The following is a 23,878-nucleotide window of genomic DNA, read 5'->3' on the forward strand; positions in this document are numbered from 1 at the left end:
TACGCTGGCGGATGCCGGCGACTGCGGTTACCGTTGCGCATCGCCGCGCCCGGGTTCGATGCACGCAGATGACGGAAGCCATCTCCACCAGCGGACGCATCGGCCGTTTCCGCGCAGCCCTCGGCGAATCGCCGCCGCTGCTCTGGTCCTTCCTGTATTTCTTCTGCCTGCTCAGCGGCTATTACGTGCTGCGGCCCGTGCGCGAGGCGATGGGCGCGTCCGCGGACATCTCGGCGCTGTTCCCGGCGGCGATGATCGGGTTCTTCGCCGAGCGCGGCATCGCGCTGAAGGAACTGCAGCTGCAGGTGCTGTTCACCTGCACCTTCCTGATCATGCTGGTGCTGCAGCCGGTGTACGGCTGGCTGGTCAGCCGCTGGCCGCGGCGGGTGTTCCTGCCGGCGGTCTACGGCTTCTTCATCGCGACCCTGCTGGTCTTCTACGCGATGTTCGACAGCGGCGTGCCCGGCCGCGGCATGGCGTTCTTCCTGTGGATCACCGTGTTCAACCTGTTCGCGGTGGCGGTGTTCTGGAGCTTCATGGCGGACGTGTACGACAACGCCGAGGCCAGGCGCTACTACGGCTACATCGGCGCGGCTGGCACCCTCGGCGCGTTCCTCGGGCCGTTCCTCACCCGCATGCTGGTGGAGCGGCTCGGCATCGCCAACCTGATGCTGGTCTCGGCCGGGTTCCTGGCATTGTGCATGCTCTGCATCCTGCAGCTGCGGCAGCATGCCGTGCGCCGCGAGGCCGCGCGCAGGCTGGTCAGCGGCGAGGTGCCGATGGGCGGGCAGGTCCTGGCCGGGCTGAAGCTGATCGCGCGCGAGCCGCTGCTGCGCTGGATGGCGGTGCTGACCGTGTTCGGGGTGGGCGTGGGCACGCTGCTCTACAACGAACAGGCGGCGATCGTGCGCCAGTTCTACCCGGATCCCGGCCACGCGACCGCCTACTACGCCAACATCGACCTGGCGGTGAACGCGCTGACCTTGCTCGTGCAGTTGCTGGTGACCCGCGCGCTGCTCTCGCGCTTCGGGATCGCGCCGGCGCTGCTGATCCCCGGCGTCGCCATCATCGTCGGCTATGCCGCGCTGGCCGCGTCGCCGCTGCCGCTGCTGGTCGCCACGGTGCAGGTGGCGACCCGCGCCAGCGAATTCTCGCTGGCCAAACCGGCGCGCGAAACCGTCTATACCCGGGTCGGGCGCGAGTGGCGCTACAAGGCCGGGGCGGCGATCGACACCGTCATCTACCGCGGCGGCGACCTCACCTTCGTCTGGGTGCACAAGTTCCTGTCCGCGTTCGGCTCGCAGGCGGTGTTCGGCGCCGGCCTGCTGGTCGCATGCGGGATGACGATGGGCGCGATCGGCGTATTGCGCGAGGCGAACAAGCTTCCCGATGACGGCAGGGCGCGCGGGGGCGACGCATCGGCCTGATCCGGCACCTGCTGCGTTCGCGCAGGCAGCGGCTGGCGTGGGGCGTGTTCCTCGCCGCGCTGGCGGTGGCGGTCTACGGCTTCGTCATCGAGCCGGGACGCCTGGTCGCGCGCGATTACACGCTTGCCGTGCGCGGGCTGCCGGCGGCATGCGACGGCTTGCGCATCGACGTGGTCAGCGACACCCACACGGGTTCGCCGCGCAATGGCATCGACCACCTCGATCGCTGGGTGCGCGAACTCGCCGCCAGCGATGCGCCGCTCGTGCTGATGGCCGGCGATTACGTGATCCTCAGCGTGCTGGCCGGCAGCTACGTGCCGCCGGACACCATCGCCCAGCACCTGAAGCCGTTGACCGCACGCAAGCCGGTGTACGCGGTGCTGGGCAACCACGACTGGTGGAAAAACGGAAGCGCGGTGGCGCGCGCATTCTCCGCGGCCGGCGTGCGCATGGTCGACAACCGCGCGTTGCCGGTGGACGTGGCGGGTTGCCGGTTCTGGCTGGCCGGTCTCGGCGACCTGATGGAAGGACGGCCGGACGTGGGCGGCGTCTTCGCCGGCATCCCGGCCGGCGCCGCGGTGGTCGCGCTTACCCACGAGCCCGCGCTGTGGCCGAAGCTGCCGGCAGCGGCCGCGCTGACCATCGCCGGGCATACCCACGGCGGGCAGATCAATCCGTTCGGCATGTTCAGCCCGCGCCGCTTCCGCGCGGATTCGCATGCGCTGCGGGGGGCTTACAGCGAAGGCGGGCGCACGTTGTTCGTCACTCCCGGCATCGGCACCAGCATCCTGCCGATGCGCTTGGGCGTGCCTCCGGAAATCTCGCGGCTGACGTTGCGCGCCGTCGCCGCCCCGACCGGGCGACCCGCGCCGCTGCATCCGTGAGCGGGTCGCTGCCGGGCGCCCGGCCACGGCCTCGTCCTATCCGGACAGGGCGTTCGCCTCGAGCGGCCGCTCGCGGTGCAGCAGGATCCATTCGGCATGTTCTTCTAGGCAGGCGCAGCCGAGTGCGCGCAACAGCTGGCGCAGCTGCGCATCGTCGCGGGCGCGGTCCAGGCGCGCGCGGCAGCCGTCGAACAGCCGGCTCATGAAACGGAACTGCTTGATCAGTTCCTTGTCCGCCTTCTTGTACGAGTAGGCCTCGCGGATCCCGGCCAGCAGCGGCATCAGGCCCATGGCCAGCACCAGCTTCGACTGCAGCGCCGGGCCCATGCGCTCCCCGCCGACCAGCAGGGCGAGGGCGCCGACCAGGCCCACCGCCAGCGCGACGTCGCCGAGCCGGGTGGTCAGTCGATAGGCGCGTTCGCGATGCAGGCTGCCTTGCTGGTAATAGGCCAGCTGGCCCGTCGCGTCCGCGCCGGCCGAGCCGCGCGCGCCGACCCAGCGCGCGATCACCCATTGCAGCCAGTTCGCATCGGTGTTGAACGCTTCGTGGCGCAGCAGGCCGGTGGTGCGCATCGCATGGCGGATCCAGCTCAGGTCGACGTCCTGCTTCTGCAGGAAACTGTCGTAGCCGAGGCTGCTGCCGGGCGGTATGTCGATGCCCGCGAGCCACCAGTAGAACTGCACGCGCATGCCCTCGGCGAGGCCGCGGTAATCGAGGTACTTGCGCTGCCATTCGCGGCGTTCGCCGACCCAGCGGATCGCAAGGCCGAGCACGAACACCAGCAGGAATATCGCCACGTAGATGCGGTTCGCCTGCACGTCCGAGTACAGGATGAAGGCCAGGCCCATCGCCGCCGCCAACGCATGCGTGCACAGCAGGCTGATCCGCACCCGCCGCCGGAAATGCACCGCCAGCCAGTCGGATGCCGCGAACAGGGCATCCAGTTCGCGCGCGGTGGCGGCCGCCGGCGCCGGTGTCGCGCCGTCCAGCAGCGACACCGCGTCGCGGGCGATCTGCGCGGCGTAGCGTTGCACATCGCGGTTGAAGTCCTGCATCTGCGCGAACACGTGGCGGTAATGCGCCGGCATCGGCGCGTCGCCCGGATGGCCGCTGTCCGCGGTGAGCCAGCGCGGCGCTTCGCCGGCGGCGCGCGCGCTGGCCGCGCTGCCCGCGGCCGTTTCGCCCGCGCGGGCGATCCGGCGCGTGCAGGGCACGTGGTAGACCAGGTCGCTCTCGTCGTCGGCCAGCAGGTTGGGCGCGGCATCCTCGGCGTTGAAGCCGCGCATGCTGTTGCGCAGGTGGTATTCGATGACTTGCGCGGTGCCGCCGGTGGCCTCGCTCGGCTGGCCGTCCCACAGCGCGAGCAGCACCTGGCAATGCGAGGACACGAACATCCCGAGTTGCGCGTACTGGCGGTTGCGCGCCTCGCCGCGGCCGCGCACGGCCTCGATGTCGTTGCCCGGGGCCAGCGGCAGGGTGCGCACGCGGGCGCGGGCGAGCAAGCCGCGGAAGCGGGCGAGCGATTCCGCATCGTGGAAATCTGCCTCGTATTCGGCCTGCGGCATCGGCAGCGGCACCATCAGCTCGATGCCGAGCGCCAGCGTTTCCTCCGCCACCAGCTGGTCGCCGCCAATGGCGAGCGCCGAGATCACCCGCAGCGGCAGGTCGGGGAATTCGCCCTGCAGGCGCTGCAGGAAGGAACGCACCTGCGCGCGCAGCCGCGGTTCCTCGGCGGGCACCAGGTCGCGATGCGCGGTCAGGCCGACGCTGAGGAAGACCTGCGCCGGCCCGCTGGCTCCGCTGTCGTCGCTGTCGTGCATGGCATCGCCTCCGCCGCCATCATGCGCCGCGCATGCCGCCGGGCGCCAGCAAGGGGCGGAACGCGCGAAGCCCGGCGAACGGGCATGCATGCGCACCCTGCCGGCGTTGCATGGCGCCGGCAGTCGTGACAACGTGCCGGCATCCACGGGGAGACCAACCATGTCGACGATCGCGCTGGCGCTGATCCTGCTGGTCGCATTGCTGCACCTGTATTTCCTGGTGCTGGAAATGTTCCTGTGGACCAGGCCGCTCGGCCTCAAGACCTTCCGCAATACGCCGGAGAAGGCGCAGGCCACCCGCGTGCTGGCCGCCAACCAGGGCTTGTACAACGGCTTCCTGGCGGCCGGCCTGCTGTACGCGGCGGCGACCGGCTCGCGCGAGTTCGCGCTGTTCTTCCTCGCCTGCGTGGCGGTGGCCGGCGCCTACGGCGCGTGGTCGGTCAACAAGCGGATCTTCTTCGTGCAGGCGGTGCCGGCGCTGCTCGCGCTGGCGGCGGTGTGCTGCCTCTGAATCAGCCCGACGCCTTCGGCGTCACCCACATCGCGATGACCGCGCGCATCACCGCGTCGCCCTGCGGGTCCTCGACCACCACCTCGAACGGCAGCTCGTAGCCGGCATCGGCGGCATGCGGCGGGAACGCGGGCGTGGCCACCGCGCGCATTCGGCCCACGGCCTTCTTCAGGTAGCGCACGTCCATGCCCTTGGGGATCCAGCGCATGTCGCGCGGGATGCTGACTTCGCAGGTCAGTCCGCCGACGAACTCGGCGAGGTTGCACAGCGCGATCGCGTGCACGGTGCCGATGTGGTTGGTGACCTTGCGCCGATGCGCGATGGACGCGACGCCGCGCCCGGGCTCCAGCGATTCGATGCGCGGCACGATGCTGGCGAAGTACGGCGCCTTCCAGCACACCAGCCGCGAGAACAGCCAGCGCCCGCCCGGCCAGCGGGTCAGGCGATGGTAGGCATCGAGCAGGTGCATGGCTTACGCCGCCGCGCGCGGGGCGAGGCGGCCGTGCAGTTCCGCGTAGCTGGCGGAACGCAGTTCTTCCGGATCGAAGTCGTCGACCATGATCGCGTCCAGGGTCATCGCGCGCAGTTCCTCCAGCTGCCTGCGTTCGTCGGCGCTGATCCAGCCCTCGCGCACCCCCTCGTCGAGTTGCGCGTCGAATTCGAGCGCCTCGATGTCGCTGTTCTTGAGCGCCTTGAGGAACTTGCGCTCCACCGGTTCGGCCAGCACCACCTTCGGCAGGTAGCCGACGATGCGGCCGGCCGGGTTGTTGGCGCAGGGCGTGGTGAACACGCCATTGGCCAGGCGGTCGCGGGCGTCGCAGGGCGTCATCAGCAGCGACGCGACCTTGTGGCCGAGGCGATCGCTCGGCGCCTGCGCGCGGCGGCCCAGCGGGAAGATCAGCGCCCACAGCAGCCAGCCGACCGGGCGGATCGGGAAGTTGCGCAGCGCGCCGGACAGCGCGGTCTCGATCCGGTTGACGCCGTCGTGGATCGCATAGGCCAGCAACGGCTGGTCGCCGGCCGGGCTGCCCGCGTCCTGGTGGCGCTTCAGCATCGAGCTGATGATGTACAGCTGGCTGAGCACGTCGCCGAGCCGGCCGGACAGCGATTCCTTGAACTTCAGCTTGCCGCCGAGCAGCAGCATCGAGGTGTCGGCCATCACCGCCAGCGCGGCGGAATAGCGGTTGAGCTTGCGGAAGTAGCGGCGGGTGTCGTCGTCGCCCGGCGCGGCGCCGACCTTCGACGCGGTCAGCCCGTACCACCAGCTGCGCACCGCGTTGGAGATGGCGAAGCCGATGTGGCCGAACAGCGCGGCATCGAACTTGTCGATGCGTTCGCCGGCGTCTTCCAGCTGCGCGGCCTTCATCTCCTTCATCACCCACGGATGGCAGAGGATCGCGCCCTGGCCGAAGATCATCAGGCTGCGGGTCATGATGTTGGCGCCTTCCACGGTGATCGCGATCGGCGATGCCTGCCACGCCCGCCCGGCGAAGTTGCGCGGGCCGAGGATGATGCCCTTGCCGCCGAGGATGTCCATGCTGTCCATCGCCGCCTTGCGGCCCATCTCGGTGCAGTGGTACTTGGAGATGGTCGACGGCACCGCCGGGTTCTCGCCGCGCGCGACCGCGGCCGCGGTGGCTTCGCTCAAGGCGCTGCAGGCATAGGCATTGCCGGCGATGCGCGCCAGCGCTTCCTCGACGCCCTCGAAACGTCCGACCGACAGGCCGAACTGCTTGCGGATGCGCGCGTAGCTGCCCACCGCGACCGCGGCCATCTTGGAACCGCCGCTGGCGGTGGAGGGCAGGGTGATCGAACGCCCGATCGACAGGCATTCCATCAGCATCCGCCAGCCCTGGCCGGCGTAGTCCTCGCCGCCGATCAGCTGCGACAGCGGCACGAACACGTCCTTGCCGTGGATCGGGCCGTTCTGGAACGGCGAGTTGAGCGGGAAGTGGCGACGGCCGATGTCCAGGCCGGGGGTATCGCGCGGCACCAGCGCCAGCGAGATGCCGATGTCCTTCTTGTCGCCGAGCAATCCGTCCGGGTCGTACATGCGGAAGGCGACGCCGATCAGGGAGGCCACCGGCGCCAGGGTGATGTAGCGCTTGTTGAGGGTCAGCCGGATGCCGAGCACGTTGATGCCGTTCCACTCGCCCATGCAGACGATCCCGTAGTCCGGGATCGAGGTGGCGTCGGAGCCGGCGAACGGGCCGGTCAGGGCGAAGCAGGGCACCTCGCGGCCGTCGGCCAGGCGCGGCAGGTACTGCTGCTTCTGCTCGTCGGTGCCGTAGTGCATCAGCAGTTCGGCCGGGCCCAGCGAATTCGGCACGCCCACGGTGGAGCTGAGCACGGTGCTGATCGAGGCCAGCTTCTGGATCACCTTGTGGTTCATCAGCGCGGAGAAGCCCAGCCCGCCGTATTCCTTCGGGATGTTCAGGCCGAAGAACTTGTTGCGCTTGATGTACTCCCACAGCTCCGGCGGCAGGTCGGCGCGGACGTGGCAGATGTCCCAGTCGTCCGCCATCTTGCACAGCTCTTCGCAGGGGCCGTCGAGGAAGGCCTGTTCCTCGGCGGTCAGCTGCGGCTTCTGCAGCGCCAGCAACTGGTCCCAGTCCGGCTTGCCGGAGAACAGCTGGCCCTCGAAACCGACGGTGCCCGATTCCAGCGCGGTGCGCTCGGTATCGGACAGCGGCGGCAGCAGCTTGGTGTAGAACTTCAGCAGCGGTGCGGTGATGAACGGCTTGCGGATCTGCGGCAACAGCAGCGGTACCGCGATCAGCGCCACCACCACTGCGGCGGCGATGGTCGCGGCCGGGTTGGCGCCAAGCAGCCAGCAGGCGACCAGCAAGGTGCCGGTCAATGCGGCCCAGACGGCCAGGCGCAGGCGGTGGTAGGCGGCGAAGGCGCCGGCGACGAGGAAGGCGAGGAAGGGAAGCAGGACGCTCATGACAGGCTCCGGGTGCCGCGATGTTCGATCACGCGTTCTAGACCAAGCGGCATTGCATACGATTGCAGTGCCGCGTACCATACGGCTAAGTATGGCGTTCGCATTTCCGCTGTCAATCGGCAAAAGCGAGCAAAAACTCAGCATACTGTCGCACACGCAAGCGTATGGACGCAGGATCAGGATGACCACCGAAGCCCCACCACGCAGCGGGCGCCTCAGCGCCGACGACTGGGCCCGCGAAGCGCTCGAGCAGATTGCCGACGCCGGCGTTTCCTCGGTGGCGGTGGAACCCTTGGCGCGCCGCCTCGGAGTCACCAAGGGCAGCTTCTACTGGCATTTCCCCTCGCGCGACGCCTTGCTGCAGGCGGCGCTGGAACGCTGGGAGCAGGACGAACAGACCGCCTACGGCGCGCTCGAGTCGATCCCGGATCCGACCGAGCGCCTGCGCGCGCTGTTCCACCTGATCGCGCACCACAACAAGACCCACGTCATCTATTCCGAACTGCTGAAGGCGGTCGACCACCCGGCCGTGCAGGCCGTGCTGGACCACGTGCTGGAGCGCCGCATCGGCTTCCTGTTCGGGTCCTTCCGCCAGGCCGGCCTGAGCCAGAAGGACGCGCTCAACCGCGCCCGCATGACCTATGCGGTCTATGTCGGCTTCCTCCAGTTGGAGTTGCCGAAGTTCCAGGCGCGCCAGCCGGTCGACGGCTTCGATGGCTACATCGAACACATGATGACGACGCTGATCCCGAAACCCTGATTTCCGATACCGGGGCGCGCGGGCATGGCCCCGCGTTCCGTCGTTGCCCGCGCGGGCCAAGGCCGAATCCCATGAACGCACTTCCGAACGAGAGCTTCCAGAACCATGCCGCGATGGCCGCCCGCAGCGCCCTCGATGCACTGAACGACTGGGTCGCCAGCGTCGCCCTGCTGACCCGGCCCGCCGCGATCCAGTGGTGCGACGGCAGCGACAGCGAGAACGACGCACTGATCGCGAAGATGCAGGCCGACGGCACCTTGCTTCCGCTCAACCCGGACACGAATCCGCGCAGCTGGCTGCACCGCTCGCATCCGGACGACGTGGCGCGCGTCGAACACCTGACCTTCGTCTGCACGCCCGAACAGGACGATGCCGGCCCGAACAACCACTGGATGTCGCCGGCCGACGGCCACGCGCAGATGGACGGCCTGTTCGACGGCTGCATGGCCGGCCGCACCATGTACGTGATTCCCTATTGCATGGGGCCGATCGACTCGCCGCTGTCGCGCTGCGGCGTGGAGATCACAGACTCGCCGTACGTGGTCGCCAACATGCGGATCATGACCCGCATGGGCGCGGCCGCTTTGGCGCGCATCGAACGCGAAGGCACCTTCGTGAAAGGCCTGCACTCCACCGGCGAGCTCGACCCGAACCGCCGCTACATCATGCATTTCCCCGAGGAGCTCACGATCAAGTCGTACGGTTCCGGCTACGGCGGCAATGCGCTGCTCGGCAAGAAGTGCCACGCCCTGCGCATCGCGTCGCACCAGGCGCGCAAGGAAGGCTGGCTGGCCGAACACATGCTGATCCTCGGCCTGGAAAACCCGCAGGGCGAGACGCACTACATCGCCGCCGCGTTCCCGAGCGCCTGCGGCAAGACCAACCTGGCGATGCTGATCCCGCCGGAAGGCTATCGCCGCGATGGCTGGAAGGTGTGGACGATCGGCGACGACATCTGCTGGATGCGCCCCGGCGCCGACGGCCGCCTGTACGCGATCAACCCGGAAGCCGGCTTCTTCGGCGTGGCCCCGGGCACCTCGGAGAAATCCAACCCGAACGCATTGGCCTCGATCCAGTCCGACACCATCTTCACAAATGTGGGCCTGACCGCCGACAACCAGCCTTGGTGGGAAGGCATCGACAACGGCCAGCAGCCCACCACCGACTGGCGCGGCGAACCCTACGATCCGGCCAAGCGACCGGCCGCGCACCCGAACTCGCGGTTCACCGTCAGCGCGAAGCAGTGCCCGAGCTATTCGCCGATGGCCGAGGACGCTCAGGGCGTGCCGATCAGCGCCATCGTGTTCGGCGGTCGTCGCGCCTCGCTGGTGCCGCTGGTGTTCGAGGCCCGCGACTGGACCCACGGCGTGCTGGTCGGTGCCGCGATGGGCTCGGAAACCACCGCCGCCGCGACCGGCGCGGTGGGCGTGATGCGCCGCGACCCGATGGCGATGAAGCCCTTCTGCGGCTACAACTTCGCCGACTACTTCGCCCACTGGCTGTCGTTCGACACCGAAGGCGCCAAGCTACCGAAGATCTTCCACGTCAACTGGTTCCGCAAGGGCGACGACGGCAAGTTCCTGTGGCCCGGCTTCGGCGACAACCTGCGGGTGCTGGAGTGGATGATCAAGCGCGTCGAGGGCAGGGCGGATGCGGTGGAAACCCCGATCGGCCAGCTGCCCGCCGAGAGCGACCTCAACCTGGACGGCGTCGACCTGTCCGATGAAGCGCGGGCCAGACTGTTCGGCTACGACCGGGCTGGCTGGCAGGCCGAGTTCGCCAGCATCGGTGACTATCTGGATGAATACGGGCCGCGGATGCCGGAAGCTTTAAAAAGCGAACAGCAACGCATCGTTACCGGTATCGCCAAATGACCGAAATATGAATGCGGGCCGTTAGTTAGCCTGATTTGATGTGCTTGTTAAGGATTTGTTCTCTGACTACAATCGGGGCGTCTAGCCCATGGGCTGTGACTTATGTCTACACAATTTTGTCAACTGTCCCAGACGGGGGTTTCAATAACATGGCTTCTAATTTCAACAAAGGCCTGAAGCGCAGTGCCCTGACCGTTGCACTTGGTCTGTGCTTCGCAGGCGGCGTGCAGGCGCAGAGTTCGGTCGGCTCCATCTTCGGTGACACCTCGGCCAGCGCCTCGGTCACCATCGAAAACCTGGATACGGGTGCATCGCGTTCGATTACCTCGGATGCGTCCGGCCACTTCACGTTTTCGCAATTGGCTCCGGGTCGCTATCGCGTGACCTCCGGCGGCGTTTCGCGGGAAGTGCAGGTCAAGGTCGGCACCGGCTCCCAGGTTGCCTTGACCGCAGCTGATGGCGATGCCACCAACTTGGGCACCGTGACCGTCAGGGGGTCCAACGCGATCAACCCGATCGACGTTTCGTCGGTCGAATCCACCACCGTTTTCACGCAGCAGCAGATCCAGGCGCTGCCGGTGGGCCGGAATGTCAACGAAGTCGCCCTGCTTGCCCCGGGCACCGTGCGCGGCGATAGCGGCCTCGGCGCCGGCAACCTGGCTTCGTTCGGCGGCGCGTCCGTGGCCGAGAACGGCTACTACATCAACGGCTTCGACGTCACCAACCTGCGTAACCTGCTGTCGTATGCCGACCTCCCGTTCGATGCGATCGGCGAGCAGCAGGTCAAGACGGGCGGTTACGGTGCGGAGTACGGCCGTTCGCTGGGCGGCGTGATCAGCTTGGTCACGAAGCGCGGTACCAATGAATGGAAGGGCGGCGCATCGCTCTACTGGAACCCGGATTCGCTGCGCTCCGAGGGCAAGGACGTGCTCGACCGCGATCCGGACAATGCCGGTAACTACACCCGCTTCGTGTCCGCCAACGAGACCGACCAGCTGAGCATGAACCTGTATGCCGGCGGCCCGATCATCAAGGATCGCCTGTTCGTGTTCGGCCTGCTCGAAGCCAAGCGTGATCAGTTCGACACCTATGGCCAGAACAGCAGCTTCAAGACGACCGATCGCACGCCGAGCGGCATGCTGAAGCTCGACTGGAACATCACGGACAACCACACCCTGGAATTCACTGGCATCCGCAACAAGGTCAAGCAGAAGACGCTGACCTACACCAATGCCACCGATTACAGCACCAACCACGACGGCACCGGGACTGAAAGCGAGTTCGAGTCCGGCGGCAGCGTCTACATCGGCAAGTACACCGGCTACCTCACCGACAACCTGACGGTGTCGGCGCAGTACGGCGAGGTGAAGAACCTGACCGGCAAGACCACGGGTGGCGACCTGGCGGCGCAGCAGTGCCCGGCGGTCTATGACACGCCCGGCCTGACCTACGTCGGCTGCTGGGATGTCAACCACTTCACCGTGCAGGATCCGTTCGCGGACGACAATAACGACAAGCGCAAGTCCGGCCGCCTGGATGTCGAATGGCACATCGGCAGCCACACCCTGCGCGCTGGCTACGACACCGAGAAGTACACGTCCTACAACGCTGGCCAGAGCTATTCCGGCGGCGTGTACTGGCGCTATTTCGCACGTCCGGCGTCGGGCAGCGTGAATGGCGGCACCATCCCGGTGGGCACCGCCCAGTACGTGCGCAAGCGCATCTACCAGACCACCACCGGCAGCTTCAGCGTCGAGAACACCGCCGCCTACATCGAAGACAGCTGGCAGGTGAACGACAACTGGTTGGTGTACGCCGGCCTCCGCAACGAGACCTTCAAGAACACCAATGCCGACGGTGACACTTTCATCGAGGCCAAGAAGCTGATCGCCCCGCGCCTCGGCTTCTCCTGGGACGTGAAGGGCGATGGCACCGTGAAGGTCTTCGGCAACGCCGGCCGCTACTACATCCCGGTTGCGTCGAACACCAACATCCGCGCCTCCTCGGCCGAAACCTTCTACACCGAGTACTACACCTTCGGTGGCAAGGATCCGGTCACCGGTGCGCCGACCGGCACCTTGACCCAGCTGGGCCCGCGCGTCATCACCACGGCCGGCACCACGCCCGACTCGCGCACCATCGCCGACCAGAACCTGAACCCGATGTACCAGGACGAATTCATCCTGGGCGCGCAAATGTCGCTGGGTGATGGCTGGACGGGTGGTCTGCGTGCGATCAGCCGCCAGGTCAAGGACGGCATGGACGACTACTGCAGTCCGTATGCCATCTACAACTATGCGCAGGACCACGGCTACACCAACTATGACGTGTACTCCGCCGCGCCGTGCTTGATCCTGAACCCGGGTCGCGACGTGACCGTCGCCGTGGACCTGACCGGTACCGGCAACTTCGAAAATGTCACGATCCCGGCCAGCTACTGGAACCTGCCGGTGTACACCCGCAAGTACCACGCGCTTGAGTTCTTCTTCGAGAAGGCCAGCGAAAACTGGAGCATGCAGGGGTCCTACACGTTCTCGAAGAGCATCGGCAACGTCGAAGGCTACGTGAACTCGACCCTGAACCAGGAAGATCCGGGCCTGACCCAGGAGTTCGACTACGCCTCGTTCCAGGACGGCACGTACGGCTACCTGCCGAACGATCGCCGCCACGTGCTCAAGCTGTTCGGCACCTACAAGTTGACCGATGAATGGCGTGTCGGCAGCAACCTGATCATCCAGTCGGGTCGTCCCCGCAACTGCCAAGGCTACGTGCCGAGCTCCGTGCCGGACTTCGGATCGATCGATGGCCTGGGCGGCGCTGGCTCCTACAGCAGTGCATCGAGCTTCTACTGCCTCAACGACGCTGGTACCAGCGTGCTGACTCCGCGTGGCACCCTGGGCCGGACCCCGTGGGCAACGACCCTCAATGCATCCATTGCCTACATGCCGCAGGTGTTCGACGGCAAGGTGACGCTGCAGGCCGACATCTTCAACCTGCTGAACAGCGACACGGTCACCGAGTACAACGAAGTGCGCGACTACTCGCGTGCGACGACGAACCAGCCGACCGGCAACAAGTTGAATCCGAACTACGGCAACCCGACTTCGTTCCAGACCCCGCGTTCGGTGCGTTTCACCGTCCGTTACGAGTTCTAAGCCAAGGATCGGTTGCAAGCCCATGAAACGGCCACCTTCGGGTGGCCGTTTTTTTTTGCGGATCGCGCGTCCAGCGCGATCCGGGCCATGGGCCGGGTCTACGAGCCGCCCAGCGCCTGCTGCAGTTCTCCCAGCTCGGCCGCATAGCGTCGCCAACTTCCGATGTTGCGGTCGTGAATGGGCGCGCGTACCTGGACGCTGCTTGCGCTGGCGACGGGCGTCCGGTTCCCGCTGATGTCCTCGAGTCCCGACTCCATCGGGAGGCCGATGAAGTCGAGCATCCTCCGGGCTTGCCCCTCCCGGTCCCGCACCAGCTCTTCGTAGCGCACCTCGAGGATGCGTTCACCGGCCACCCCATGCAGGCGCCGCATCAGTCGATCGTAATTCCGGTAGTGGTTGGCGACATCCCGTTGGGTATTGCTGTAACCGTAGGCATGCGCGGCGAACGGCTCCTTCAGGTTGGAGAAGCACGCGTCGACCGGATCGCGCCTGACATGGATGAGCCTTGCCTCCGGCAGGCAACGCAGGATCAAGCCCGCCAGCAGGAAGTTGCTCTGATGCTTGTCGACCATGAAGCGCGCGCCGCGCGCGCGCCAAGCGACGGAATCGAGGTATTCCTCGCCGAGGGTATCCAGGTCGGCGGTTGCGAGCCGGTCGACGATCTCGGCATCGATGAACTCCTGAGACCAGCGGCCGGTACGTCGCTTCGTCAGCAGCTGCAGCTCATTGAGCTCGCCGCATGCGGCGACCTGGCTATGGTTGGTGATGATGCGCTCGACCAAGGTGGTCCCGGTACGCGGCAGTCCGACGACGAACACCGGCGTGGTCGTGCGTTCGGCGCGCAGGGGCCGCGGCCGCACGAAGTCCTCCGTGTATGTTTCCGAGAGCCGATCGAACAACCCGTCCTCGGCGACGCGATCATGCGGTTGCACTGCATGCTTGATCTCGAGGCCTCGCGACAGCGCCGGCCAGGCCGCGCGGCGATCGTCCATCGCATCCAGCTCCCGGAACAGGGCGTGCCAGAGCATCGAGAGGGCCGATTGCATCTGCGGTGTGCTCGCATCGTGGCGATCGCGCAGCGCGGCGATCGAGAGGCGGATCCTGTCGATGCGATGCGGTGCGCCGTCCATGCCGCCGAGCTGGGACATCGCCCAGTGCGCATGCGCGAAATGCGGTTGCAAGCGCAGCGTTTCCTCGGCGGCTTCGATCGCGCCTTCGAAATCACCCAGGTAGCGGAAGGTGGAAGACAGCAGGAAACTCAACATCGGATGCCGTAGCCCGGTCGCCTGCGCAAGCCTCAGGGTATCCAGCGCTTCCTGATGCCGTTCGAGCATCGACAACTGCTCCCCGATCGCGATCAAGACGCCGTCCGCCGGGGCTTCGGCACGCATGCGGTCCAGCAGGTGCGAAGCGCCTTCGAATTCACCCATGGTGATCATCAACCGGCTGATGGCCACGCGTTGGTGGACGGGAGACGCGCTGGCGATGGATGCCGCCTGCTTCGCGTGCTGCAATGCAGCAGCGATGTCGCGCCCGCCCAGGGCGATGTTCGCCAACAGCCAACGTGCCCGCAGTGCCGACGCGGGGTCGCCGAGCAGGTGCTCGCAGATTTGCCGGGCACGGGCATGGTCGCCGGCCTCATGGGCGAGCGAGGCTTGCTGCCAGAGGCTTGCGAAATCAGTATTCAAGACAGAGGGCGCCGATAGTACGCGGTGCAAAGAAAGATCCGGGTAAAAACGGGGAGCAAGCCATCTCGGATCCTGCGGGACGTGCCGGATGATTGTGATGTTTGGCGGCGGGATTTGCGAACGATGCCGGGCTCCCGGTCAGCGCCCGCCAGCACGCGGGGCGTGCTCCAGTGCGGCGATGCCGGATCGCGAAAATGCAGCGGCAGGGTACTTGTTAAGGATTCGTTGCATGTTCTATAGTCGGGAAGTCAGGCCGGTCCAGGCCGGGCGTACATGTACATCACTGGTCACAACTGTCCCTATGGGGGTTACACAACATGGCTTCTAATTACCTTGCCAAAGGCCTGAAGCGAAGCGCGCTGACCGTTGCGCTCGGTCTGTGCTTCGTCGGTGGCGTGCAAGCGCAGACCAATACCGCTGGTGCGGTGAATGGTCGGGCTTCTGCTGGCGACACCATCACCATCACCAATTCCGCGACCGGTTATTCGCGCACCGTCACTGTCGGTGGCGACGGCGGCTACCGCTTCTCGCAGGTGCCGATCGGCCAGTACACCGTGACCCGTAACGGCGCCAACGCCCGCACGGCGACCGTCAATGTCGGCACTGCGGCCAACGTCGACTTCGTGAACGCAGGCGGCGACGCGACCACCCTCGACACCGTGACCGTCGTCGGTTCCGGCGCGATCAACCCGATCGACGTGTCCTCCGTCGAATCGACCACCATCATGACCGCCGAGCAGATCGCCAAGATCCCGGTGGCGCGCGATGCGACCAGCGTTGCCCTGCTGGCACCGGGTACCGTGCGTGGCGACGCCGCGTTCGGCAACCTGGCTTCGTTCGGCGGCGCCTCGGTGGCCGAGAACCAGTACTACATCAACGGCTTCAACATCACCAACTCGTTCCGCGGCCTGAACTTCGCCCAAGTGCCGTTCGAAGCGGTGCAGGAGCAGCAGATCAAGACCGGTGGTTATGGCGCCGAGTTCGGCCGTTCGCTGGGCGGCGTGATCAACCAGATCACCAAGCGCGGTACCAACGAGTTCCATGCCGGCGGCAACATCTTCTATGCGCCGAAGTCGTTGCGCGAAGACGTCAAGAACACCTATTACTCCAACCCCCTGGCCTGCGGTGCGGCTCCGTTCACCGACTGCAACATCGGTGAACTGCGCCAGGACAACACCCAGGATACCGCCGACAACTTGGTCGGCAGCGTCTGGGCCAGCGGCGCGCTGATCAAGGATCGCCTGTTCGCCTACGGCCTGATCCAGTACGGCAAGCAGGAGCAGGACACCTGGGGTAGCGTGGTGGCCAACACCAACGTGAACACGTCGATCAAGACCCCGACGTGGCTGTTGAAGATGGACTGGGAAATCACCGACAACCATCGCCTCGAGTTCACTGCGTTCTCGGACAAGCAGAAGACCGAGACCCAGGTGTACCGCAATACGACTTACCCGAGGGCGCAGCGGGATGTCGGCAAGCTTGATCGCCTCGGCTTGATCGGCACCAACTTCCAGGAACAGGGCGGCAACAACTACGTCCTGAAGTACACCGGCTTCATCACCGACAACTTCACCCTGTCCGCCCTGTATGGCCGTAGCGATTTCTCGCGCGCGCAGCACCTGCTGACCGCGGGTGGCGTCGACGTGCGCTACGGTGGCGATCTGAACCACCCGGCCACCGGCTGCCCGGTGATCACCGACCTGCGTTCCGCCGCCCGCATCCAGGCGACCGGCCTCTACACCAGCCAGTGCAACATCTCCGGTGGCGCGATCGCGCGCGAAGACTCCGGCGACAAGCGCGACCAGTTCCGCATCGACGCGGAATGGCAGCTGGGCGACCACTTGCTGCGCTTCGGCATCGACACCGACAACTTCGAGTCGGTGGACGGCACCTCCACCGAAGGCGGCCGCGTGTGGCGTTACACCACGCTGGCCAACGGTACCGACGTGGTCCGCGAGCAGATCGTGAACCAGGGCTCGACCAACGAGGTCAAACAGCGCGCGCTGTACATCCAGGACAGCTGGAACATCACCGACAACTTCATCGCCTACGTCGGCGGCCGTTGGGACACCTTCGATAACCGCGACGGTTTCGGCAACAGCTTCGTGAAGATCAACAACCAGTTCGGCCCGCGCCTGGGCTTCAGCTGGGACGTGTACGGCGACTCCAGCTTCAAGGTCTTCGGCAACGCCGGCCGTTACGCGCTGCCGCTGACCGCCGACGTCGCCACCCGCGCCGCGTCCGCGTCGCTGTTCACGCGCCAGCAGTTCACCTTCACCGGCGTGGATCCGGTCACCGGCGCTCCGCTGGGCCTGACCCCGCGCGTCGGCTCGACCGGCGTGTTGCAATACATCAATGGTGAATTCGGCGATGCCAAGAACCCGGCCACCGTCGCGGCGACCAACCTGAAGCCGATGTACCAGGACGAATTCATCCTGGGCTTCCAGAAGGCGCTCAACGAGAACTTCACATTGGGCGTGCGTGGCATCCATCGCGACCTTAAGGCTGCGATCGACGACAACTGCGATTACACGCCGATCATGGCGGCTGGTGGTTTCCACTACGATGCCGACGAGGGCTGGATCAACGGTGCTGGCCAGCACGCGGTCATCCCAGGCTCCGGCTTCCCGTACTGCCGCATCTTCAACCCGGGTGAAGACGCCGTCTACCTGACCGATTTCCTCGACAACGGCACGCTGACCGAAGTGACGGTGCCGGGTGCGACGCTGTCGCCGCCGGCCAAGCGCAAGTACACCGCGCTCGAATTCTTCTTCGAAGGCAGCTGGGACAAGTTCTTCCTGCAGGGCTCGTACACCTTCGCCAAGAGCATCGGCAACACCGAAGGTGGCGTGAAGTCGGATATCGGCCAGCAGAACACCAACACGACCCAGGACTTCGATTACCTCGAGCTGACGGTCGATACCTACGGTTACCTGCCGAATGATCGTCGCCACACCCTCAAGCTGTTCGGCAACTGGGAAATGACCGATGAGTGGTCGTTGGGCGCCAACGTGCTGGTCCAGTCCGGCCGTCCGCTCAACTGCTTCGGCGTGCTCGATCGCAATCCGGGCCCAGGTCTGAACCTGCATCCGTACGGTTCGTCGTTCCTGCGTTGCGGCACCACGCCTGCCGGTGCCACCAACGACGCGACCGTCGTGGCTCGTCCGCGCGGCACCGCCGGTCGCCTGCCGTGGACCAGCAACCTCGACCTGAACGTGGCCTACAAGCCGATGTGGGCCGAGGGCCTGCAGTTCAAGATCGACATTTTCAATGTGTTCAACCGCCAGAAGGTGGTTTCGGTCAACGAAGTCGCCGAGGACGCGGTCAGCGGCTTGCCGCTGGATACGTATCTGCTCCCGACCGCGTTCCAGGCCCCGCGTCAGGTTCGCTTCATGGTTCAGTACGACTTCTGATTTAATCGGAAGCTAGCTTGAAGCGACGGCCGCCTTCGGGCGGCCGTCGTGTTTTCACCCGACCGAAACCGAGGGGAGCGATGTCCGCATTACAAGACGAAGTCAGCCGCCTGTGGGTGCTGGCGCGTGCGATCGAGCAGGAGCGGGACCCGCAACGCATCCGTCGCGTCTACGAGCGGATCGTCGAGATCGATCCGCTGCAGCCAGCGGCCTGGTTGAAGCTTTCGCAGTTGTCACTGCACGATGGCTCGTATCGCGACGCGCGCAACGCAGCGCTCCGCGCTGCGGAAGCGATATCGCTGTCGCGGCGCTGGCGCGCCTTGCCCCATGTCACCATGCAATTGCTGCATTTCGACGAGCGGGCACTCGTCTCCAGCTTGGTCGCATCCGCGGACTGGGAAGATGATGCGGTGCTGGCCCAGGCGGCGGTGCTGGCGCAACGTCTTTGGCTTGCGGATGATGCCGCGACGGCATTGGCTCTGCTCGACAGGGCGATGCCTTCCCAGCCCGCGAACTTCCGGCTGCACAGCGCGCGCGGAGAGGTATTGAATCACCTGGGCCGGTTCGAGGAAGCCGAAACCGAATACCTGCGTTGCCTGGAACTCGAACCTGCGTATCCATACGCCTATCTGTCCCTGGTGCAGAACCGGCGCTCGAAGGTGCCGGGCGCACGCGTTGGGCGAATCCGCGCTGCGCGTGCCGCGGCATCCACCGAGAAGGACGGCATTACGCTCGATTACGCCATGTTCCATGAGCAGGATGCAGCTGGCGACATCGATGCCGCATGGCTCGCGCTCGAGTCCGGCGCGCGCATGCAGCGCGCTATCGTGGCTTTCGATGGCGCAGCGGAACAGCGCAACCTCGAGGCCCTCATCGAGTCGTTCGCGGACGCGCCGCCATTGCCAGGGGATCGGGCGCCGGTCGGGTCGAGACGCTGCCATGTCTTCATCGTCGGATTGCCGCGATCGGGCACGACCTTGCTCGACCGCATGTTCGGCAACCATCCGCTGGTCGGTTCCGCCGGTGAATTGAATTCGTTCTCGCGCAGCCTGAGCTGGGAGATCGACGCCTATTACGAGCCGCCGCCGAGCGAGGGCATTGCGCGGCGCGCACGCGATTGCGATTGGAAGGCAGTCGGGACGGGCTATGTCGAGGCCACCTCGGCACGGCATCCGGACAAACCGTACTTGCTCGACAAGAATCCCCAGAATATCTACAACGCTGGCTACATCGCCAAGGCGATACCCCAGGCGCGGATACTGTGCCTGTCGCGCAACCCGATGGACGCGTGTTTCTCCAACATGAAAGAACTGTTTGCCCCGGCTTCCTACGGATACAGCTATGACCAGCGCGAACTCGCCGAGCACTTCGCGAGGTTCCGGATGCTGGTGGCATGCTGGCGACGGCAACTGCCCGGGCAATTCCACGTCGTCGATTACGAAGCTCTGGTCGACGATCCCGAGCGCGAACTCGAACGGGCCATGCATTTTTGCGGGCTGGATTTCGACCCCGCATATGTCGACATCACCCGCAACAAATCGCCGGTCTCCACCGCAAGCAGCGCCCAGGTCCGCGAGCCATTGAACCGGCGCGGGCTGGGCGCATGGCGTCGCTATCGGCAGTACCTGCAGCCGCTCGCCGCCAGGCTGACGGAACTCGGCATCGAGGTCGACTGAGATGTCCACGCATGATCGACCACCGTCAAGTGGCCGCGATACGCAATATCCGGGAACGGATGGCTTGCGCGCGGAAGTGCAAGCGGCGCTGCAGCGCCAGGATTGGGACGCGGCCACGCTGGGTTTGCGGGAGTTGCTGAGGCGCTTCCCGGCTGATGCGGGGGCGTGGATCCAACTCTCGTATGCAGAATCGTTCCGGGGCAAGTATCGCGATGCCCGTGAAGCGGCGCTCTCGGCGGCCGGCAGCAGGGCGGCCACGGCCAGTGTCGCCGCCGACGTCATCGCGCGCCTGCGGACTTTCAATGAAGTGAGAGTGCTTCGCGATTACCTTGGCCTGATCGGTCCGCCATCGAGGATGCCGATCCCGTTGTTGCTGGCAGCTGCCGCGCAGTTCAGCTATCTCAATGACCAGTCTTCGGCGCTTGCCTTGCTGGACGAAGCAAGGCGCGCCGATCCGGATTTCCCCACGACCCTGATCGCGCGCGCGCAAATCCTCACTTACCTCGGCAGGTTCGAAGAGGCGGAGCGCGAAGTCGTGCGCAGTCAGCGTCGTGCCCCGCAGATCGCGTTGGGCTGGTCATTGCTGGCCAATCTCCGCCGGCAGTCCGTGGATTCGAACCATGTCGACGCCATCCGCGGCCTGCTGGCGCAACCGGGCCGGAAGCCGCTGGATCAGACATACCTTGCCAGCGCCCTGCACAAGGAACTCGATGATCTTGGCGACATCGATGGCGCATGGCAGGCGCTCGAACAAGCCTGCAAAACCAAGCGCGCCACCTTGAAGTACGCATCCGCCGACAGCCGCTCGCTGGTCGATGGCCTGATTGCGCTGCCCACGGCGATTCCGGCGCCGGCGCTCGATGCGCCTGCGCATGTTCCGGTCTTCATCGTCGGCATGCACCGTTCCGGCACCACCCTGCTGGAGCAATTGCTGGACGGCAGCCCGCAGGTGCAGGGCGTCGGCGAGCTTTACGACTTCACCAGCGCGATGCGCTACGCGACCGACCACCATTGCAAGGGCGTGATCGATCGCACCGTCGTCGAGCGTGCTACGGACGTCGATTTCGCCGATGCCGGCCGGCGCTACCTGGACGGCATGGCATGGCGACTTGGCGGCGAGCGCTTCTTCACCGACAAGCTGCCCTCCAACTTCCTCAACATCGGCTTCATCTGCCAGGCGTTGCCGCAGGCGCGGATCCTGCACATGGTCCGCGATCCGCTCGAGACCTGTTTCTCCAACCTGCGCGAGTTGTTCTCCGAGGCAAATCCGTATTCGTACGACCAACTGGAACTCGCCGATTTCTTCATCCAGTACCGCCGCCTGATGGCGCACTGGCATGCGGCCTACCCGGGGCGGATCCTCGACGTGGATTACGCGGAATTGACCCGCGACCCGGAGGCCGTGATGCGCAGGGTCGCGGCGTTCTGCGGCATCGACTACCTCGATGCGATGAGCGATCCGCGCAGCAGCTCGCGCGCGGTGTCCACCGCCAGCGCGGTGCAGGTGCGCGACAGGGTGGTACGCCGCGAAGTCCCGAAGTGGGCGCCGTATGCGAAGCACCTGCAGCCGCTGATAGCGGCCTTGCGGCAGGGCGGGATCGAGGTTCCGGATATCCCCGCTTAAACCCTTCGCCCCGGCCCCGCATCGGACTGGATATGCTGATGCAGACCATGCCGATGCCGCCCCCTGTCGAAAGCGACATCGCCCCGTTCGATGCGGGCGAGGACGCCATCCTGGTGCGTCGGGCGGCCTCGGCGGACGTCACCGCTTTCGAGGCCTTGTACCGCCGCCACCATCGTCGCGTGCATGGCGTGATCCTGCGCCTGGTCGGCCAGGCCAGCGCGCGGGCTGAGGACCTGACCCAGGAAGCCTTCGTGCGCGCCTGGCAGGCGCTGCCGAGTTTCCGCTTCGAGAGCGCGGTCTCGACCTGGTTGCACCGGCTGGCGGTGAACACCGCGCTGATGGAGTTGCGCGCGCGTCGCAGCCGCCCGCTGGCGGACGACGACGAGGACGCGCTGGAATCGCTGTCGATGCCGGACACCGCCGGCCGCGCCGTGCTCGGCCGCGACCTCGAGCGTGCGGTCGCGAGCCTGCCGCCGCGCGCCCGCGCGGTGCTGGTGCTGCACGACGTGGAAGGCTGGAAGCACGAGGAAATCGCCGAGGAACTGGGCATGGCGGTCGGCAGTTCCAAGGCGCAGTTGCATCGCGCGCGCGGCTTGCTGCGCACGCGGATCGGAGAATCGGCATGAACGAACAGATCGACCAGGCCCCGCACCCCATCGGCGAAGCGGAGCTGCGGATGGCCCTGCGCGGCCTGCGCCGGGATGCCGAACCCGGCAGCGACTTGTGGCCCGGCATCGCGGCGCGCATCGCGGCATTGCCGCGGCCTGCGCAAGCGGCGCCGGCGCGGCCCGAACGGCGCTGGTTGTGGCCGCTGGCGACTGCGGCATCGCTGCTGCTCGCCGTCGGCCTGAGCTGGAAGACGCAGCCGGATGTTCCGTCGCCGGCGGTGTCCGGCGCCGCCATCGCCACGACCGCCGCCGCGGCGGGGAAGAAGGCGCCGCTGGTGCAGCGCGAGGCCGACACCCTGACCGTGCAGTACCAGGCGGCGCTGCGCGAGCTCGACGCGCATGCGGTGCCTGCCGGCTGGCAGCCTGGCCTGGAGGCGCTGGACCGCAGCGCCGCCGAGATCCGCGTCGCGCTGCGACGCGACCCGAACTCGCGCCTGCTGCTGCAGCGGTTGCGCGATACCTACACCCGCCGGCTCGCCCTGTCGCGCCGCGCGCTCTACGCCTGAAGGAGCCGAAGATGTCCCCGTCGTTCAAACGCCCGATCCTCAGCGCGTCGATCCTGGCCCTGGCCTGCATCGCCGCATTCCCGGCGCTTGCCGCCACCCCGATCAACCAGAGCCGCCCGCTGGATCCGCGCGGCCGCGTTGAGATCGACAACCTGAAGGGGCGCGTCGAAGTGCGTGCCTGGGACCGGCCGGAAGTGAAGATCACCGGCAGCCTCGGCGTCGGCGTCGAGAAATTCTCGGTGGACGGCGACAAGGGCGCGCTGCACATCGAAGTGAAGTACCCGAACCGCTCGAACAACGCCGAGCCGACCGTCCTGGTGGTGCAGGTGCCGCTGCAGGCGGAACTGGAAGTCAGCACGGTCTCGGCGAACATCGACGTGCACGGCGTGGCCCCGCGCGAACTGTCGCTGGAATCGGTGAGCGGCGACATCGTCGCCAACGGCGCGCCGCGCCGCGCCTCGGTGGAATCGGTGAGCGGCGACGTGGTGCTGACCTTCAACAGCGGCGACGTGGATGCCAGCGCGGTCAGCGGCGACCTGAGCCTGAGCGGTCGCCTCAACGGCGAGGTATCGGTGGAGACCGTGTCCGGCAACATGCGCGTGGACAGCAAGGGCGAGCGCCTGCGCAAGTTGTCCGCGAGCACCGTGTCCGGCGACGTCGAACTGAAGCTCGGGCTGGCCCCGGATGGCGAGGTCAGCATGGAAAGCGTCAGTGGCGACCTCACCCTGGTCGCGCCGCGCGACCTGTCCGCGGAGGTCTCCGGCGAAAGCTTCAGCGGCGAACTGAGCGCGCCGGGCGCGAAGATCGAGCGCGAGGAATTCGGTCCCGGTTCCAGCTTCCATACCCGCTACGGTGCGGGCAAGGGCGAGGTGCGGATCGAGACCTTCTCCGGCGATGCGACGCTGCGGCTGCAATAGCGCAGCG

Annotated in this window: 16 protein-coding genes; 12 read left to right on the plus strand and 4 right to left on the minus strand. The window is 66.4% G+C overall.

Features of this window, described 5'->3' with window-relative positions; all coding sequences use genetic code 11:
* The first annotated feature begins 68 nt into the window (after nucleotides 1–68).
* Together FHQ07_RS11485 and FHQ07_RS11490 are read left to right on the plus strand one after the other, a co-directional pair.
* Nucleotides 69–1,427, plus strand: coding sequence for an NTP/NDP exchange transporter (locus FHQ07_RS11485; protein ID WP_139716934.1), 1,359 nt, complete (start codon nucleotides 69–71; stop codon nucleotides 1,425–1,427).
* Nucleotides 1,428–1,471: 44 nt separating this feature from the next.
* Entirely contained in the window at nucleotides 1,472–2,311 is an 840-nt protein-coding gene (locus tag FHQ07_RS11490) for a metallophosphoesterase (RefSeq protein WP_168191550.1), read from the plus strand.
* Nucleotides 2,312–2,347: 36 nt separating this feature from the next.
* On the opposite strand, the gene FHQ07_RS11495 is transcribed toward FHQ07_RS11490, so the two are convergent.
* Nucleotides 2,348–4,132 carry a hypothetical protein gene (locus FHQ07_RS11495; RefSeq protein WP_139716936.1) on the minus strand — a complete coding sequence of 595 codons (1,785 nt, stop codon included), beginning with the start codon at nucleotides 4,130–4,132 and terminating at the stop codon, nucleotides 2,348–2,350.
* 160 nt (nucleotides 4,133–4,292) lie between these two features.
* Here FHQ07_RS11495 and FHQ07_RS11500 point away from each other — a divergent pair, with 160 nt between their 5' ends.
* Nucleotides 4,293–4,643 (plus strand): DUF1304 domain-containing protein, encoded by a 351-nt coding sequence (locus FHQ07_RS11500; RefSeq protein ID WP_139716937.1) that lies wholly within the window; start codon nucleotides 4,293–4,295, stop codon nucleotides 4,641–4,643.
* A gap of 1 nt (nucleotide 4,644) precedes the next feature.
* Here the strand turns inward: FHQ07_RS11500 and FHQ07_RS11505 are convergent, their stop codons facing one another.
* Nucleotides 4,645–5,112, minus strand: coding sequence for a hotdog fold domain-containing protein (locus FHQ07_RS11505; protein ID WP_139716938.1), 468 nt, complete (start codon nucleotides 5,110–5,112; stop codon nucleotides 4,645–4,647).
* A 3-nt stretch (nucleotides 5,113–5,115) separates the two neighbouring features.
* On the minus strand, nucleotides 5,116–7,590 hold the full coding sequence (locus FHQ07_RS11510) for an acyl-CoA dehydrogenase (protein ID WP_139716939.1): 2,475 nt from the start codon (nucleotides 7,588–7,590) through the stop codon (nucleotides 5,116–5,118).
* A gap of 175 nt (nucleotides 7,591–7,765) precedes the next feature.
* Here FHQ07_RS11510 and FHQ07_RS11515 point away from each other — a divergent pair, with 175 nt between their 5' ends.
* From FHQ07_RS11515 to FHQ07_RS11525, 3 genes are all read left to right on the plus strand, one after another.
* Nucleotides 7,766–8,350, plus strand: a complete 585-nt coding sequence (locus tag FHQ07_RS11515; RefSeq protein ID WP_425476969.1) for a TetR/AcrR family transcriptional regulator — start codon at nucleotides 7,766–7,768, stop codon at nucleotides 8,348–8,350.
* A gap of 71 nt (nucleotides 8,351–8,421) precedes the next feature.
* Nucleotides 8,422–10,224: a phosphoenolpyruvate carboxykinase (GTP) gene (locus tag FHQ07_RS11520; protein WP_240703481.1), complete on the plus strand. Its 1,803-nt coding sequence runs from the start codon at nucleotides 8,422–8,424 to the stop codon at nucleotides 10,222–10,224.
* 149 nt (nucleotides 10,225–10,373) lie between these two features.
* Nucleotides 10,374–13,379, plus strand: coding sequence for a TonB-dependent receptor (locus FHQ07_RS11525; protein ID WP_139716941.1), 3,006 nt, complete (start codon nucleotides 10,374–10,376; stop codon nucleotides 13,377–13,379).
* Nucleotides 13,380–13,477: 98 nt separating this feature from the next.
* Here the strand turns inward: FHQ07_RS11525 and FHQ07_RS11530 are convergent, their stop codons facing one another.
* Nucleotides 13,478–15,067, minus strand: a complete 1,590-nt coding sequence (locus FHQ07_RS11530) for a tetratricopeptide repeat-containing sulfotransferase family protein (protein WP_139716942.1) — start codon at nucleotides 15,065–15,067, stop codon at nucleotides 13,478–13,480.
* A gap of 317 nt (nucleotides 15,068–15,384) precedes the next feature.
* Here FHQ07_RS11530 and FHQ07_RS11535 point away from each other — a divergent pair, with 317 nt between their 5' ends.
* The 6 genes from FHQ07_RS11535 (at nucleotide 15,385) to FHQ07_RS11560 (ending at nucleotide 23,871) form a co-directional block, all read left to right on the plus strand.
* The gene (locus FHQ07_RS11535) at nucleotides 15,385–18,480 is read left to right on the plus strand and encodes a TonB-dependent receptor (RefSeq protein WP_139716943.1); all 3,096 of its coding nucleotides are present in this window, start codon (nucleotides 15,385–15,387) and stop codon (nucleotides 18,478–18,480) included.
* An 80-nt stretch (nucleotides 18,481–18,560) separates the two neighbouring features.
* The gene (locus tag FHQ07_RS11540; RefSeq protein ID WP_139716944.1) at nucleotides 18,561–20,156 is read left to right on the plus strand and encodes a sulfotransferase family protein; all 1,596 of its coding nucleotides are present in this window, start codon (nucleotides 18,561–18,563) and stop codon (nucleotides 20,154–20,156) included.
* Between the two features lie 355 nt (nucleotides 20,157–20,511).
* Complete coding sequence (locus tag FHQ07_RS11545) at nucleotides 20,512–21,780, plus strand: tetratricopeptide repeat-containing sulfotransferase family protein (RefSeq protein WP_168191551.1); 1,269 nt, start codon at nucleotides 20,512–20,514, stop codon at nucleotides 21,778–21,780.
* 32 nt (nucleotides 21,781–21,812) lie between these two features.
* Nucleotides 21,813–22,406 carry a sigma-70 family RNA polymerase sigma factor gene (locus FHQ07_RS11550; RefSeq protein WP_139716946.1) on the plus strand — a complete coding sequence of 198 codons (594 nt, stop codon included), beginning with the start codon at nucleotides 21,813–21,815 and terminating at the stop codon, nucleotides 22,404–22,406.
* A complete protein-coding gene (locus tag FHQ07_RS11555; RefSeq protein WP_139716947.1) occupies nucleotides 22,403–22,954 on the plus strand; it encodes a hypothetical protein in 552 nt (183 codons plus the stop codon). The genes FHQ07_RS11550 and FHQ07_RS11555 overlap by 4 nt, the downstream gene beginning before the upstream one ends.
* A gap of 11 nt (nucleotides 22,955–22,965) precedes the next feature.
* Nucleotides 22,966–23,871: a DUF4097 family beta strand repeat-containing protein gene (locus tag FHQ07_RS11560; protein WP_139716948.1), complete on the plus strand. Its 906-nt coding sequence runs from the start codon at nucleotides 22,966–22,968 to the stop codon at nucleotides 23,869–23,871.
* The last annotated feature ends 7 nt before the right edge of the window (nucleotides 23,872–23,878 follow it).

It is taken from the genome of Thermomonas aquatica (assembly GCF_006337105.1).
Lineage (GTDB): Bacteria > Pseudomonadota > Gammaproteobacteria > Xanthomonadales > Xanthomonadaceae > Thermomonas > Thermomonas aquatica.

Coding starts and splice junctions, on each gene's coding strand:
- FHQ07_RS11510 (WP_139716939.1), bottom strand. CDS start 7,590: ATGAGCGTCCTGCTTCCCTTCCTCGCCTTCCTCGTCGCCGGCGCCTTC.
- FHQ07_RS11550 (WP_139716946.1), top strand. CDS start 21,813: ATGCTGATGCAGACCATGCCGATGCCGCCCCCTGTCGAAAGCGACATC.
- FHQ07_RS11535 (WP_139716943.1), top strand. CDS start 15,385: ATGGCTTCTAATTACCTTGCCAAAGGCCTGAAGCGAAGCGCGCTGACC.
- FHQ07_RS11485 (WP_139716934.1), top strand. CDS start 69: ATGACGGAAGCCATCTCCACCAGCGGACGCATCGGCCGTTTCCGCGCA.
- FHQ07_RS11545 (WP_168191551.1), top strand. CDS start 20,512: ATGCCGATCCCGTTGTTGCTGGCAGCTGCCGCGCAGTTCAGCTATCTC.
- FHQ07_RS11540 (WP_139716944.1), top strand. CDS start 18,561: ATGTCCGCATTACAAGACGAAGTCAGCCGCCTGTGGGTGCTGGCGCGT.
- FHQ07_RS11525 (WP_139716941.1), top strand. CDS start 10,374: ATGGCTTCTAATTTCAACAAAGGCCTGAAGCGCAGTGCCCTGACCGTT.
- FHQ07_RS11520 (WP_240703481.1), top strand. CDS start 8,422: ATGAACGCACTTCCGAACGAGAGCTTCCAGAACCATGCCGCGATGGCC.
- FHQ07_RS11560 (WP_139716948.1), top strand. CDS start 22,966: ATGTCCCCGTCGTTCAAACGCCCGATCCTCAGCGCGTCGATCCTGGCC.
- FHQ07_RS11505 (WP_139716938.1), bottom strand. CDS start 5,112: ATGCACCTGCTCGATGCCTACCATCGCCTGACCCGCTGGCCGGGCGGG.
- FHQ07_RS11500 (WP_139716937.1), top strand. CDS start 4,293: ATGTCGACGATCGCGCTGGCGCTGATCCTGCTGGTCGCATTGCTGCAC.
- FHQ07_RS11495 (WP_139716936.1), bottom strand. CDS start 4,132: ATGCACGACAGCGACGACAGCGGAGCCAGCGGGCCGGCGCAGGTCTTC.
- FHQ07_RS11555 (WP_139716947.1), top strand. CDS start 22,403: ATGAACGAACAGATCGACCAGGCCCCGCACCCCATCGGCGAAGCGGAG.